Annotated in this window: 18 protein-coding genes; 7 read left to right on the top strand and 11 right to left on the bottom strand. The window is 46.5% G+C overall.

What is annotated here, in order from left to right; all coding sequences use genetic code 11:
• Positions 1 to 8 precede the first annotated feature (8 nt).
• The 5 genes from GLO7428_RS25750 to GLO7428_RS25725 all read right to left on the bottom strand — a co-directional run bounded on the left by GLO7428_RS25750 (position 9) and on the right by GLO7428_RS25725 (position 2,527).
• Positions 9 to 884, bottom strand: coding sequence for a hypothetical protein (locus GLO7428_RS25750; RefSeq protein ID WP_041919634.1), 876 nt, complete (start codon positions 882 to 884; stop codon positions 9 to 11).
• A gap of 83 nt (positions 885 to 967) precedes the next feature.
• Positions 968 to 1,228: a hypothetical protein gene (locus GLO7428_RS25745; RefSeq protein WP_015191301.1), complete on the bottom strand. Its 261-nt coding sequence runs from the start codon at positions 1,226 to 1,228 to the stop codon at positions 968 to 970.
• Positions 1,225 to 1,605, bottom strand: a complete 381-nt coding sequence (locus tag GLO7428_RS25740) for a hypothetical protein (protein WP_015191300.1) — start codon at positions 1,603 to 1,605, stop codon at positions 1,225 to 1,227. Before GLO7428_RS25740 ends, GLO7428_RS25745 begins: the two co-directional genes overlap by 4 nt.
• A gap of 257 nt (positions 1,606 to 1,862) precedes the next feature.
• A complete protein-coding gene (locus tag GLO7428_RS25735; RefSeq protein WP_015191299.1) occupies positions 1,863 to 2,099 on the bottom strand; it encodes a hypothetical protein in 237 nt (78 codons plus the stop codon).
• Between the two features lie 188 nt (positions 2,100 to 2,287).
• Entirely contained in the window at positions 2,288 to 2,527 is a 240-nt protein-coding gene (locus GLO7428_RS25725; RefSeq protein WP_041919633.1) for a helix-turn-helix transcriptional regulator, read from the bottom strand.
• A gap of 524 nt (positions 2,528 to 3,051) precedes the next feature.
• Here GLO7428_RS25725 and GLO7428_RS28180 point away from each other — a divergent pair.
• Together GLO7428_RS28180 and GLO7428_RS25715 are read left to right on the top strand one after the other, a co-directional pair.
• Positions 3,052 to 3,339: a hypothetical protein gene (locus tag GLO7428_RS28180; RefSeq protein ID WP_155824148.1), complete on the top strand. Its 288-nt coding sequence runs from the start codon at positions 3,052 to 3,054 to the stop codon at positions 3,337 to 3,339.
• A 63-nt stretch (positions 3,340 to 3,402) separates the two neighbouring features.
• Entirely contained in the window at positions 3,403 to 4,080 is a 678-nt protein-coding gene (locus GLO7428_RS25715; protein WP_015191296.1) for a hypothetical protein, read from the top strand.
• 151 nt (positions 4,081 to 4,231) lie between these two features.
• On the opposite strand, the gene GLO7428_RS25710 is transcribed toward GLO7428_RS25715, so the two are convergent.
• Complete coding sequence (locus tag GLO7428_RS25710) at positions 4,232 to 4,753, bottom strand: hypothetical protein (RefSeq protein ID WP_015191295.1); 522 nt, start codon at positions 4,751 to 4,753, stop codon at positions 4,232 to 4,234.
• 231 nt (positions 4,754 to 4,984) lie between these two features.
• Between GLO7428_RS25710 and GLO7428_RS25705 the strand changes: the two genes are divergently transcribed.
• The 3 genes from GLO7428_RS25705 (at position 4,985) to GLO7428_RS25695 (ending at position 5,890) form a co-directional block, all read left to right on the top strand.
• Positions 4,985 to 5,278, top strand: a complete 294-nt coding sequence (locus GLO7428_RS25705; RefSeq protein WP_015191294.1) for a hypothetical protein — start codon at positions 4,985 to 4,987, stop codon at positions 5,276 to 5,278.
• Between the two features lie 221 nt (positions 5,279 to 5,499).
• Positions 5,500 to 5,679, top strand: coding sequence for a hypothetical protein (locus tag GLO7428_RS28715; RefSeq protein ID WP_015191293.1), 180 nt, complete (start codon positions 5,500 to 5,502; stop codon positions 5,677 to 5,679).
• A complete protein-coding gene (locus tag GLO7428_RS25695; RefSeq protein ID WP_015191292.1) occupies positions 5,666 to 5,890 on the top strand; it encodes a hypothetical protein in 225 nt (74 codons plus the stop codon). The genes GLO7428_RS28715 and GLO7428_RS25695 overlap by 14 nt, the downstream gene beginning before the upstream one ends.
• An 81-nt stretch (positions 5,891 to 5,971) precedes the next feature.
• On the opposite strand, the gene GLO7428_RS25690 is transcribed toward GLO7428_RS25695, so the two are convergent.
• Positions 5,972 to 6,202, bottom strand: a complete 231-nt coding sequence (locus GLO7428_RS25690; RefSeq protein ID WP_015191291.1) for a hypothetical protein — start codon at positions 6,200 to 6,202, stop codon at positions 5,972 to 5,974.
• 252 nt (positions 6,203 to 6,454) lie between these two features.
• Here GLO7428_RS25690 and GLO7428_RS25685 point away from each other — a divergent pair, with 252 nt between their 5' ends.
• Positions 6,455 to 7,006: a site-specific integrase gene (locus GLO7428_RS25685; RefSeq protein ID WP_015191290.1), complete on the top strand. Its 552-nt coding sequence runs from the start codon at positions 6,455 to 6,457 to the stop codon at positions 7,004 to 7,006.
• 16 nt (positions 7,007 to 7,022) lie between these two features.
• On the opposite strand, the gene GLO7428_RS25680 is transcribed toward GLO7428_RS25685, so the two are convergent.
• Positions 7,023 to 7,535: a hypothetical protein gene (locus GLO7428_RS25680; RefSeq protein ID WP_015191289.1), complete on the bottom strand. Its 513-nt coding sequence runs from the start codon at positions 7,533 to 7,535 to the stop codon at positions 7,023 to 7,025.
• Between the two features lie 674 nt (positions 7,536 to 8,209).
• On the opposite strand from GLO7428_RS25680, the gene GLO7428_RS25670 reads away from it, so the two are divergent.
• Positions 8,210 to 8,620 carry a hypothetical protein gene (locus GLO7428_RS25670; RefSeq protein WP_041919630.1) on the top strand — a complete coding sequence of 137 codons (411 nt, stop codon included), beginning with the start codon at positions 8,210 to 8,212 and terminating at the stop codon, positions 8,618 to 8,620.
• A gap of 92 nt (positions 8,621 to 8,712) precedes the next feature.
• Here GLO7428_RS25670 and GLO7428_RS25665 read toward each other — a convergent pair whose 3' ends face one another.
• From GLO7428_RS25665 to GLO7428_RS26360, 3 genes are all read right to left on the bottom strand, one after another.
• Positions 8,713 to 9,117, bottom strand: a complete 405-nt coding sequence (locus GLO7428_RS25665; protein ID WP_015191287.1) for a hypothetical protein — start codon at positions 9,115 to 9,117, stop codon at positions 8,713 to 8,715.
• A 104-nt stretch (positions 9,118 to 9,221) separates the two neighbouring features.
• On the bottom strand, positions 9,222 to 9,803 hold the full coding sequence (locus tag GLO7428_RS25660) for a hypothetical protein (RefSeq protein WP_155824144.1): 582 nt from the start codon (positions 9,801 to 9,803) through the stop codon (positions 9,222 to 9,224).
• 416 nt (positions 9,804 to 10,219) lie between these two features.
• Positions 10,220 to 13,576: a hypothetical protein gene (locus GLO7428_RS26360; RefSeq protein WP_015191285.1), complete on the bottom strand. Its 3,357-nt coding sequence runs from the start codon at positions 13,574 to 13,576 to the stop codon at positions 10,220 to 10,222.
• Positions 13,577 to 14,187: the final 611 nt, after the last annotated feature.

Here is a 14,187-nt window from a genome sequence, read left to right as displayed (position 1 = left end):
CAAATTCGTTACCCCCCAATTTGGGGCAAAAACTCAGGTAAGCAGATCGGGACTGGCTCAAATATTATGTGAGAACGGCTCTTTCTTCCGGTTTGGGCATACAGCTTGTCACCGTCGAGGTGTAGTCTGTAAAGTCCAGAGGATGTGTGGAGAGATCGCTTTACTCCATGCAAAGCTTCTTTGTACTGCTTCCAAGCCCCTTCTCTAAACTCCCTTCTGGCTTTTCTCAGTTTATTGTTGTCGCTAGGGCGAGGTTTACCGATTGTAATTGCAGACTCAATCGTGTTGAAATGATGTGGTAATTGCTCTGGAGGATAGGGATTGAGCCATGAGTTGAGGTAGCCAAGAATCTGTTGAATTGCTTTTTCTTCATCTGCCTTACTGCCTTTTGCCCAAGGTAAATTCAACTGATAGCAAATGTCTTCTTCTATTAACTGACCCCACCAATCAAGAGCATTTTTATGGTCACAAATGCTAGATAGATCGTTACTATCCCAAAAATCTAAACAAGCAAAACATAGATCTAATTCTGCACTGTAAAGCTTCCCAAAAGGCTCATCTCCTTTAATATTTAACTGGTCTAAAGCTGTTTTTCTAAAAGCTTTAGTTTGATAGTAAAGCGTCCACAACAAAGATGACGCTAGTTTTTTGACAAGAATATGTGCTAAAGCTAATCGCCCTTCGTCTACTGTTGGTTCGAGAGCGACAGTAGTATTCATATATTTGACTACCAGCTCAGTTGTGCGACGTGTAGTACCTTCATTTTCAACTGAGATTACTACCCGTTCGCCATTAGCAACCAAACATAAATCATCGCCTTTAATTTGGACACCTGTTTTGACAAATATGTATTTTCTCCAAGTATCTTCTTCAACTAATGTCAATATCTTTGCCTCCTGTTGCATCTGCTCGACAAATTAAACCAAGCGCGGGTTCTTTAGTTCAATACCTGCTCCCTGTTCGTCCTTCACTGCAACTCCTTTTCTTCCCATTCAGCAAAGAGGGCGATCGCATCCAGAAATGTAGCAGCCGCCTGACGGGGATTTTTGCTTTGAGCTAACTTGCAATCATCCAAAGCATTCATGAGAGGAGATATCTGGCTTTTTTCAACACCATCTTGCAAATACTTACTTACCCGTTCAATCATTTGCAGCAAAGCTAATTGCTGGCATAGTCCTAGTATCTGATGGCTGAGAGGTATTGCTTGGTTATTGCTTTCGTTAGTCATGGCGTGTCTCCACGCTCCGAGGTTATTGACGCCAGGTGTTCCTGTAAGAATTTTCGTTTAGCATCCCCGAACAAATACACCACGTCCCCTAGCTCGTCTACCTCCCGCACTCCATTTAATTGTCGTGCTTTTGAGTTGAGATACCACCGGGCCACAGCAACGTGAACGCTACAGCGAATCGCAAATTCGTCCAGGCGTACTTTTCCTTGACCCGACCCAAGAGTTAACAGCCGCAACTCTAGATTCATATCCCCCAACTTTGAAAAACCCCAAATGCTTAGCCAGATACTCAATGGAATTGTAAGCATTGAGGCTATCTCAATCAGGAGCGCAATGTCTTCTTGCAAAAATTTCAAAGTAATATCAGTTGTCGGCATAAATCACCTTTATTGCTCTAAAGAGCTAGCAATCGCAGCAGAAATTTTAGCCACGCAATTCTCGCACTGCTTAAAGCTGATCGTGCTGTAAGCGCTCCTGAATCTGGGCGATCGCTTGTTCTTCCGATTCTGGGTCAGTGGGGTCAAATCTGCTCATCACGTTGCTTAATTAAATTCACTACTTCTTGCATCCGCTCCTCGTCTTCCTGTGGCTTAATACATAAGCACGTAACTCCTGCTCGGTCATTGCGTTAAAGTTACTTTTGCTCATTTCTTAGGTTTAATTTGTCGCCAAAATGTTCTCGCATCCTCTCATCCCAAAGCGAACCGTACTCATCAAAGGGTAGTTTGGCTTCCTCCGCCGTAATCAGGGCTTTCTTTGGTCGAGCGTGCCGTCGATCCATGTAGGCATAAAATGCCTTTTCGTCATCGCGGTGGTCGAGCATATAACGCTTTAACTCTTCATCAGTCATCGAGTTGTAGTTAACACTCATGGCAACAGCTCTCCTTGTGGATCGATTTCTAATTCAATTGATTCTCTAACACCTGCCAGTATGAAAATATTTCCAGTTCGCTCGTCCAGCCTAACCATGTGGATTGGTTGCAGGAATACATTAGTTAGCCGGTGACACTGTTGGTACAGGCTCCGCAGCTGCGCTTCAGTTGGCTCCCTCACCTTTGCCTATGCTGCCTCCCCTGCGTCTCCGTCTGGCTTCATATCGGGAACACGAACTAGCAGATCGCCCACTTCGCACTCCAAAATTTCGCAAAGCCGATCCAGTGTATTGAGGGGGATTGATTTGGCTTTGTTGTATTCAATCTTCTGCACGTTAGCCAGAGACATCTCTAACCGGCGTGCCAGCTCGTTTTGTGACATCTCTCGCCGAGAACGCAGTTCTTTTAGTCGAACTATCACTGACATCTCCTTAATTACCTACTGAGAGTATAACCTACTCTTAGTACTCTATCTATTAATATCACTTATTGGTAGATAACTAACAGATAGTCAACTAATATATATCCAACCATTACATTACCTACTATTAGTAGGTAATAATAGAGATATCAAAAGGCAGCTAGCACGACCTGAGAAATCCAGCTAACTGCCCACCTACAAACGAGGCTATTCACATCATGTCACAATTATTCTTCACCAAAGCAGCCGCGCTACGCATCCTACAAGCCCAAGGCATTGCAGCTCGCTGTGTTGAGGTAATCCGAGTTTACAAAGGGGCTGTTCAAGTCACCTATCGAACCAAGAACGGGCGTTGCTCCACATTCCTGAGCAAAACAGCCTTTTACTCTGATTTCATTAGCTTCCGGCAAGAGCGAGCTAAAACTTGCACGGTTAAGCGCTGGGGTGCAGGGTCGTACCAGTGCCGCTATGACGTTTTCAGCGCCAAGAGCGAGAAGATTTATGTCGTGGAGTTATCAGCAGGTATTGCTATGTGCGGCTGCACAGACTTCGAGGAACAGCGCAAACAACTAGGTAAAGCCAAAGTCGGGTGTAAACACGTTCTCGCTACCCTAAATCACGTCGGCTACGGTAGTTTAGCTGAATACATGGATGCAATCAGCACCAGAGCTAAAAGTGATTTGTACGGTGGTGGTTGGGACGAACCAGTAGCGCCCACTCGAAACGCAATCGTAACAATTAGCGCAGCCGTAGCAGATCCTTCCTCTCCTCGTCAACCAAAATCTGCTCCAGACCCCTTCGGTGGGTTCGATTTCTAAATAACTCGACTCGCCTTGTGGGTTGGTGGTGAAACCCTCGCAACTCTTTACAACATCAAAAATATGGCTCGTCACAAGTATTTTACTGAGAAGACCAAAGGCATTTTCTCAACTGATGCCCTGATCGTGCCTGAAACCGCCATGAACTTGCGAAACGACTGCAAGGAAGGAAAATGGTTTTTAGGGGAGACAGAGTACGGTAGTAAGCTCAAGTTTATCTGCCTCAAATTCAGCCGCCGCATTGCTACAGAAGAATATGGAGTGATCGCCCCTGGGACACCATTAGGTCAGGTCTGGTTCTGCCCTGTCGCAGCTGGTGAAAGCCCCAACGGTCAACCGCTCCCTACCAATGTGGTTTACTACACGCTGGTCAAAAACAGCAGCAGTGGTAAGTCAGGATCGCTGATTAACTTCGGTCAAAAAGCAGTGCTAGCTCAAAGCCAAGGTTACGACTATCGGGAGGTAGTCTGGACAGCTAGCTTCAAAAAGAAGTCAGCCACTATTGAGGGCGAGGCAGTCTCCTACTACGTGTTGGATTTTGAGTATGCCGAACCGGATGAAGCTGCACTGAAGCGAGTAGATCAAGCGGTTGCGGTGCTGGAATCTGAGGAGGATATGCAGAAGCTGTTCGACCCAACGTTGGAAGCGGCGACTCAGTGCGTGGACGGATTGAAACCGGAAGCGATCGCGCAACTGGTTGAAAACCTACGCGCCAACCGAGCAGCATTACCAGCATCTTAGACGGTCGAGATAAATCAGCCCCTGGCTGCGCTCCCTTGTTGCTCCGGGGCTGGCAAGCATGATTCACACTTCGAGGTTACACCATGAGCGAAAACACTTTATTTGTTGGCGATCTGACAGCAGCGTTCGCGTCTGTGAGGGTGCGCAACTGTTAAGGCCAAAGTGGAATTTCCTCATCTGCCTGCACGTAAGTCTCTGGCTTTAAATCCCAATCAGGTTCCAGATCTGGCGGAACAATGCCTCGTAGGAAGTTCTGTTTAATGTGGGTGCAGACCACGATAAACTCTCGGGCATACGGAGCTTGTTCGTTCGGTGGCAATTTAAGCGCAAACTCCAGATCAATTGAACTCATCTTCGAGTCTGCATGCATTCGACGATCGCCAGATGGTCCATTGTGACGGACTACTTCACTCTGGCGCTGGTTAGCACAATCGACACGTCCGTATGAGTAGAAATTGCGATAAAGAATTTCTGGCGTTTGCAACAAGTTCAAGCGAGTACGGTATTGATAAACACCTGAAGAAACTCTTCTAATCGAGTTGAGATCAACATTAAATCCACGATTGACATCTACCCAGTGAGGCGCTGCTAAGACTGGGCTGCTTAATCCGGTAGCAACTGTTAGTAACAGCATTGATGAATTGAGTATGAGATAAGCAGTCGGTCTGATCATGCCACTCTAGACTTTTACTTAAAGCGTTAACCTTAGTCTGCCTTCTATCAGTGCTAATTAGGTTTAGGGGTGATGAAGTAAAAATGAAAAGTTAGCGATCCTCTCTTTGCTATCAACTGATATCGAATTAGCTATCACATACTTATCACGTGCTATCATTTGCTATCTTTAATTATCATATGCTAGCAACTCTGATAATATAAGCTATCAGTTACTTATCAGGTGATAGCAATGAGTGAAAGAGTACAGGTGATATTCCGTTGGGACAAGGATAAATTAGAGCAACTGAAAGCTTGGGCTGCATCGGAGAGACTCACACTTCAAGAGGTCTTAGAAACCCTAGCTGCAAAGTTTTTAGACTCGCCCGACCGCAGTTTGATAATAGATGATAGCAACAAATTATCAGTTGATAATAACTTGATAACAAACTTGATAACAAGATTAGAACAAGTGGAAAATATTGTTGCACCTCTACCAGAGCGAATGGCAGTTCTAGAGGAGGAGTTGGGGGAGTTCGTCGCCTGAGAGAGGAAGAAAAAACTCTCAGGCAGAAGAAACTAGACAACGCACCAACACAAGTTTATTCAAAATCTGCTAGGGACCCAGCTAACATTGCTGCATCGCCAACTGATTCCGCCGCATGGCTCACTGTCGGCGAGGCTTTTGATATTGCTGCATCGCGGGGATTTACAAAAAGCGAGAGAACGTTTCGGCGGCTGATAAGTGACGCCCTTGAAAATACTGTAATGCCACCTGACTTGAAGCGCGTGGGATTAATAGCAAACTGGCAGGCGCGTCGCGAAGTCCACCCCAAAAATAACTCACTGCGCTGGCTGCGGTTTGAGGAGCAAAAAAGTCAAGTGAACAAGGTAATAGCGGAGAGCGGCACTACTTTACCTCCGCTAAAACCTGATGAAGAACATTGAAAAGGATATTGAAAAGCAGATCAAGTCTTTGAAACAGACTGTGAAGGCAGAGCTGCTTAAGTTTGCATTTTTCACTACGGTGCTTGGCATTATTGTTGGAACGGGCAACAATCCGGAGTGGATGAAAGGAAGTGCTGCCTTTTCAGTAGCTTACATTGACTTACAGGTTGGCTTGCTCATAATGAGGATCGATGATACAGAGGAGAACTAGCGCGACAACCCTCAGACAGCAGTTGTCCCAGTTTGGCGGTATCCCGCTCCAGTACCTTGACTTGATTTTTAAATCCTCGCATTAGTCAGCCAATCGTCCAAAACGAGTTAACTTCTGCTCTAATCGGGATACCCTGTCCTGTAAATCTGCGATCGCGCCCTTAACCGCAGCTGGGTCCGTCTGCCCCAAATACTGGGCTATTGCCTCGCGTACAACCTCGGCTTCCGAGCGACCTGAGGCGGTAGAGATCGCCCTGATTTGTTGCTGCCACTCGACGGGACATCTTGCGCCAAGCATTGGTGATTGTGCCATCTTTGCTCGCTCTGCTATCAATGACTGCTCAAAGGTAGCCGATTATAGCTGCAATCGTCGATAGCACCGATATCATAAGCAAAAATCATCGAAAATGTCCCAAACCCTGATTCTGTCGTGGAGCGATTGATAAGCGTGACTTAAGTGGGGCGATCGCGGTTCCAGCCGACTACGATAAATCAATACTTTAAGGCTGCTATTCCACGAAATCGTGGTTTGGTGTAATCTAAGGGAATCAGCCAAAGTTAGACAATGAAAGTTGCAGGAAACGGGCAGGGGAAGATCTTAACCCCAGAAGAATTGCGGCTACTGTTTACCCAAGGATTTGTGTCGCCACGCGATCGCGCTTTATTTGGCATCTGCTTATTTACTGGCTGTCGGGTTTCCGAAGCGCTAGCACTCCAAACCTCAGACATTAAGGGTGGAACTTTGACTTTTAGAAAGTCTACCACCAAAGGCAAGCTGAAAACGCGGGTGGTGGACATTCAACCTGGTCTGGCTGCGTTGTTGGCAGACTACAAGCCTCTTCCTGGGGCGCTGTTTCCAGGAATGCGGGGGCGAACGCTTACCCTAACCCGGTTCATGGCGGACAAGATTCTTCGAGATGCCTGCCTTCGCGTTGGGTTGGAAGGGGTTAGTACCCACAGTTTTCGGCGAACAGCCCTAACAATGATGTCCAGTGCCGGCATTCCCTTGCGGGTGATTCAGGAAATATCGGGACACAACGATTTAGGGACATTGCAGCGCTACTTGGAAGTTTCACCAGAGCAGAAACGCAATGCTGTAGCAGCGATTGGGTTTTAAGTTAAGTATAGGAAGCTTACTTAACTAGCCCTCCACTCCACCATTGCTGATAGCTAACATTACCTCCTAAAGCATTACCTAAGTTTGTTAATCCGCTATAAATTGCATCTCTATTAAATGCGCGGTTTTGCCATTTCTCTAAATAAGGAATCATCTCTTTGTAGTTGACATCTTGCATATTGAATTGTTCTTTAGCAATACCCAGGTTAGCTCCGTTATTAGCATTTGGAATTGCAGGTGGTTGTTGAACATCGCGTTGTATTGAACGATTAGCTAAAGCAGCTTGTAGCCTAAGTACGCCACTGCCGTAGTTCTGTTCAGGGGAAGCAGGCTTTGATGATTGCGTACCATTTGCATCAGTAACGATTGGTTCTTGGGCTTTCTGCTGGGGTGGGTTGTAGGGATACTTGTTGTCTGCTGCGCTGTTCGGGTTGTTGTTGTATACAGGATTCTGCTGGTCTTGGGGAGGTAGTAATGATGTTTGAAGCGCTGCTTGATAGCGAGCGATACCGTAGTTAGGTCGAGTCATATAGAAGTCCAGAAATTTGCGTCAATTCTAACTGACGTTTCTGGGCGATTATAAAGAGTCTGTAAAACAACCTACGTTCCCCCAGTAATAACTCCGAGAGCATTACTGCCATAGGAAGCCGGTGTGAGGAGTGAGCGCCATACACTACAAAGTCTGCATGACTTACTACGTAAGTGTTTGCTAACTATTCATGCAAATATTCATCATTTCTAAACCTTACTTGAAATTGCAGAAGCCAGCATAAAAGAGTAGCTCAACCTTAAGTAAGGAAATATGAAAAAGTTAACAGTTATCACAGGTTTACTGATTTCTACATCTATTTTTGCTAGTCCAGCTAGGGCAGACTACTACAATCAAAATTGTTCAAGCTACGGGAACTTCGACAACTGTAGTGGATACGATTCTTATGGTGGTCGGTACAATTATCAAGGCAATCAAATCGGCAATTTCCATTACGGCACTGAGCGCTACAGAACCAGAGAGGGCAATGAATATGAAAGACGATCTGATGTGCAGCGAATCGGAAACACTATTTATGAGAATAATCGCATCCGTACACCTTACGGTGATTACAACCAGAGATGTACTTATCAGCAGGTTGGCTCTTATGTTTACAAAAACTGTTACTAATTAACGCCTGATAAGAAGGGCTATCAACAGTTAGGCTACCAATAATGAAAACTAGATTAATTGCTGGCATCGCTGCTATCTCCACTTTAGTTACTACAACACCAGCCAACGCTGATACCGTTAATACGAAAGACATTAACGCTCTAGCTGAAATATTTTGCAACGCTGTTGCTAATTCATCTTCTCTAATTCCAGCTTTCGATCAGCAATACCACTACTTTGATGGTCTCATGTCTTTAGAACATACTGTTACTGCAAAGCAGATGGCAACTGTCACCAACTACGCAGTAACTGAAGTTTGTCCTCAACTTAAAACAGAGGCTGCTGCCGAAGTTCAAAGTCTCTACAACTGGTTGACTCAAAAAGTGGATTCAGGGGAAATAGATCGAATTCATCCCGATGTTAAGTCGGAAATGTTGACTATCGGCGCAACTATGGAACTTCTACCATTTTAAAGTTCAGTTATTTGACTAATCTCAAATCTTAAAGAGAAAATTACATCGAAAAAGAACTGCGTTCTCCGAGTCACGAAGAACACAACACAATTTTAATAGCGTCCAATTGTACCGCTTAAGGAACTGATAAATTGCTGGTTTGCAGCTCTCGCATTTTGATAAGCATTCAAAATGTTATTGGCTGCTTGCGATCTGTTTTGTTGCTCGTTTAAAGCCATATTATTTAAAACGTTGCGTTGGGCTACCTTTTCATTGATACCGTAGTTGAAGTTTTCTCCTTCGCGACGCATTCTTTCTATTTGTTGAGCATCTTCCATCGTTTGAGGTCGATATTGTCCTATCAAGTCAGAACCGGTTTGCCCAATAGATCGACCTACACCAATGTTTACTGCTCCTTGAGCCGTAGCACCTGCATTATTAACTATGTTGCCAAATACATCTTCACCGATGTGACCAGCTTGGCGTAGTATATTAGCCGCCTTAATTATTTCGCTCATTTTTAGTTTTTTGTTTCACAAATCGATGGTACATTTGTACCAAAATTGAAATAAAATTGCTAGCTTTTTGTGCAACTGGACCCCTTAGAACCATCTTGCTGCCACTACTGCTGATTCTTAGCTTCCTGCTCGATTTGCAGCATTGCACCTCGAATTGCTTCCCTTAAGGCATCTTCAAACGACGTTCCCTCGAACGTCTGCACTAGAATATCGCACACGCGCTGCCCTCCTGCTATCTCCAGCGCGGCTCGGTCGGTGATGAAGCGTAATTGCTCACGTTGGGCAGCCGATGATCTTACCTCTCTCATTAGCGGTGGCAACAAGACAAACAACTTGAGGATAGCTGAGTCGAGTTTGTTGGGAGCTTGCTGGTATATCTGAGTTATCTGGCGAATCAGGGTTATTGCAATTCCCTCAACTGTCTGAAGGCTGCGATCTCCCTCCAGTCCATCGTAAACTTGAGCTAAACCATTGAGGATTTTGGCTTGTTCACCTGTAGGGAATGTAGCACGTCGCCATGCCGCTACAGCAGCGACACTAATATTGTGTCCCTCGTTAACCAGCAGTCGCCAGATATCAGTGCAGTTTCGACCAAAACGACAGAAATCATCAAATTCCACCCGTTTCTCTGGTGACATCTGAGAGCGAATCTGGTCTACTTTGTGCTGGGAACGCTTACGGGTCAATACGCTTTAGTAATGTATCGGCTACACCACAATAGCCTAGCAACTCAAAGCAATTAAAGGTTTTTAAAGGCTATTAAAGGGTTTCAACTTTTTGAGGCAATTTAGTTTTCCCCACAATTTTCTGGGTAAGTGATTTTCAACTATTTACCTCAAAACAGGTATTTATACTTATCTAGCAAATCGAAACAACGATACCCGTAGCCTCTAGAAAGAAAAAAAGGGTATGCCGCACAGCCAGCCTCACCTGATCGAACCTTGGCGCTTTCGATTTGCCTTGTACTGCGCGTACATCTGGAGTGTTGGCAAAATACCCTGTAAAAGTTTCGTCCCTCCAGGTCGATTGGCGATGACAGCAATCAGGCAGTGGCACTGCGTGAATTAACTCCTGCCTTTCTCTAGTTCTTGTTCTCGTTCGTTCATGCTGCCACACCCGCTGCTGTACTGAGCGATCGCAACTCACCCGCGCTCAAGGTAAACATCAGCGCTTGAAGGATTTTTATCTGAGCGGCAGCGGGTGTAGCATCCCAAATTTGTCGCCAGACAGTCTGCCCATACACTTCAAAGGTTGTCAGCACCTCTTCAAGTAGTTCAGTTGGTGGAGATTCTGCCAGTAACGGCAGATATTCCTGGCTAACCCACTGAACTTCATCGGGGTCTGGTGGCGGGTCAGTAGAATTATTACTTTTACTATTAGAGCTACTTAATAGCGTTTGTAATAATTTTCGGAAACGGGAAACGTAACCTTGACTTAATCCCGTAATCTGTGCGATCGCCTGTTGGGTAATTTTCTGCCTCGCTTCCTTAAGTTGCTGGACAGCAGCGCGAATACCCATCTCGACTCGCTCCGGCTTCGTGGCAGCATCGGGTGTGATATCCGATGCTTTCTTAAGCGTCACAGGAACATCAAGCGGATAATCACCAATAAAGTACACCCTCAACTGCTGACCAGGTCGTCGAGACGCTCGCAACCGTCCAAAGTTCTGATGAATGTCTGCTAAGATGCGACGGCGACAGAATTCACGAAATTCAAGGTCAGCTGACACTTCCATCTCAAACCAAGGTTGTAGGTCAGGAGAAGGCGCACCGTTAACCTCAATCGGATAACGTACCCGCTCTGTGCCTTCTTTGGGAGGGCGACCGCATAACACGGTAAACTCAGCTTCCAAGTCACTTAAACTGCGGCATGGCACACCAACTGACACCAAGGCATCGCAGTCCTCCAAATCATTCACACCACGAGAATCGACCCACCAACGGCGCTTACCATCGCCCTCCTTGGTGTGGCGCTTGAAATCAATTACACCTGTCTTGCCGAGAGTGTCCTGCTGAATTTGATTGACAATGGCATCAACCCTAGCTTGGCAGAACTCGGAGCGTTCGCTGCCTACGCCGAGTCGTCCCATCGTTGCCACTTGAATAATCTCAAGGTTGCTCGTGTCTGGAATCTCCTGCCGCACCGTGAGAATGTCCGAGGGATCACACCCCAACACCAGCGCCAAATCTTCAGCAGTGGCAGTGGCATCCAGAAAGATATTCCCCGACGCGGCTCGTGCAATTTCTGCTAGCCGCAGGTCAGGTAGAGTAATAGTCAAAGTGCCGTACTGAATCCTTAACGCCCCTACTACGTTGCCTAACAGCACATCTAGGAAGTCGGGCAACCAATTCAAAGCAAGTTCCCTAGCTACACGGTCGGCTACTGCTGCATCGGAGTCAGAAAATCTCTTTCTAACGTCACGGGTCATGTCTGCGAGGGATAACCCATATTCCTTCCCGCCGTCTAACAAACTATCTAGTGATGGTGCTAATGCTTCTACAATTGCGTTAACGTCGATGCCTTCCAGCGTCGGCAGTGCTGCCTTGATTTGCGCGTTTTTCCACCCATACTTATTCGGCTGCTTCTGCTCACCCGATAGATAAGAGTGCAGAGCGATCAGTAGCGGTCTAAGCGCGTCAAAGACTTGTGGTAGCTTAACCGCTAGGTCTGCGATCGCCCATTGCAAGTCAGCCGCCATTACCTCAATCGAGCGATGGGCTTTGAGGATTTCACTCGCTTCATCCCACATTAGCACTACGTCGCTGTAGTTGTAAGGTTCGCCAAAGTCGGCGTTTGGACTCGGTAGGCTTTCAGGATGCGCTCTAAGTCGGGGTTGCTTGAGCGCTGTCATGCGGTCATGCAAAAAACCAAACACAGCACCTGCTTGGCATGGTTCCAAATTAGGGCAAGTATCGCAGATTAGTCCAGCTGTGTCAGCCCCTGAAATATTCTTGCTTCGCAGCGCACTGATTACTTCATTGCGTCCGCAGTTGGGCGCAACAACGTAGGGCTGACCTGCAGAAGCCCGACGCAACTTACCGAACTCATCTCGCACTAACCCTTTGTGTCGTGCCTCTAGGTCATGCCACGATGATTGAAGTGTAGATGTGGTAGGGTTGCGATGCTCGGCACTAGCATAAATCAGCTGACGAACCCCAAACAATTCGGTAGTAGCCCTACCAGCATCGTAAGATTTTCCACTGCCAGTGACGCTAGTGTCAAGGATGTACTTGTAGCCTCGCTTTTTGGCTTCTACCCAAACATTTAACCGTTCACTAGGCTGATACTCAATTGCGGGTGAAGTCTTAGCAGGTTTTGGTTCAACCTCGACCTCACCTTTGCGACCAACGCCCCAGACATTTCTGCGCTTAATCGTCTTAGTCAGTTGTCGCTTGAGCTTGAACAACCAACCGCCTAAATCGGAGAACTGATGCCCCACTTTTTGTGGAACTTGATAACCGCGTGACTTGGCAAGATCCAAGGCAGCGTGATAAATTTCCTTGGGGTCACATCCTCCATGACACTTATACGCACCCGTACTTTGTTCAATATGCAGTGAGTTGTCAGACTGCCCATTATGAGCAGGACACTTGCAGGTTATCCACCCCCGCCGCCCATTCGGGTTGTAGCCGTCTAGCAAAGTTGCTAAATTGCGGATATCCCACGGATCAAGGCTAGGGTCAGTTTCAACTCGTTCTGCCCTAGATGCCTGTTTGTCCCATCGCTCAACATCCCACAAGGGTAGTAATGAATTTAGCTCAAAGCGGCTGTAGACTTTGCCAGTATTAAGCTTGAGGGTAACAGGGAAGGATTCAAGCGCTTGAACTTCAGTATTCCATTTCCAATGTAGGAACCCAGCTAACCGCATCAGGCGGTTTTCGTTGTAAATAGACGGATCTGAATTCAGGTGTTGGATTAATCGCTGTTGCAACTTCTTCCAACCCTCGACCTCCTGCTCAAAGGTGCGGTGGTAGACGTGCAAACTATTACGAGTCTCGATAACTAGGCTCGGCTCGTATCCAGAGCGTGTTAGTTCCTCTACCTTTTGCCACTGCTCATCCTTGCCGATAGTATCGCACTCATAAAATAGAGCAGGACAGTGGCTGATGTCGCCGTTTTCCCGTCCACCTGCGTTGACAATATAATAGATGCCGTAGCCTTTTTGGTTTAGCTGTTGCAGGTAAGCTAGCCCGTTCTGGCAAGTACGCTGCTCAATCCACTTCCTAGATTCTTTGCAGCGCTTCAGCCTGGTGAAGGTTGCATTATTACCCTTAAGTATTAAGAACCCGTCAACGGTTACAGGAACAATCTTGTCCGGTTCCGGTTCCCATGCCAGACCACGTTTGAGCGCTTCGGGCATTGGAATATTTTTGGGGACTAACGCTCGGACGAATATGCGATCGCCTTCTTGGTAGCCTAGTGTCGTCAGCTGGGTGACGGCGTGGGTAATGCTTTTCATAGCGCATCCCCCGACTTTGGCTTAGGGAGCCAGCGCAGGAACCTAGCGCAGTTGGCACACCGCAGCGCCGCGTAGTGTGGTCCCGTCCCAGGTGTCTTTACTGCGTGGGTTGCCCCACAACTTGGGCACGGGGCGATTTGTTCGATTACTGCATCAGATTCCAGCGGGTTTAGCTGGAGGAGCGGATTTTGTTGACAACGCCCGTTTTGATGAGAGGGGGATTGTTGAGAGGCTGGTGTAACTGGTACGATGGAATCACTAAGATTATTTCGCACCACAGCCCTGTTGCTTCCAGGGTTGTTTTGCATTTTGTAGTCTCCTTGTTTAGACCCCGGCGACTACCTATTTCCCCTCTTGTGAAGGCTGTTACACTTGTTAACTTTGTTAAGTCTGTTACGCTTGAAGTAAGTATTTTTATTTTGCTCGGTTGAGCTTTGGACAGGATCGGATCAGATGTGTTGCGTAACCAAACTACAGCAGTGGTTGGTTGGGTGTAACAGTCTTTCATTCAGTTCTGGATAGGTTCTACCGAGTTTTTTTTGTTAGTTTTTTGAGTTGTGGTAGCTTCTCTCGATTTCAGCTGTCGTAGTTCTACATTAAAGGAAGTCGAT

Origin of the sequence: Gloeocapsa sp. PCC 7428, from assembly GCF_000317555.1 — a bacterium.
In the GTDB taxonomy this organism is placed as follows: Bacteria; Cyanobacteriota; Cyanobacteriia; order Cyanobacteriales; family Chroococcidiopsidaceae; genus Chroogloeocystis.
This window is presented reverse-complemented; position numbering and strand designations above follow the sequence as displayed.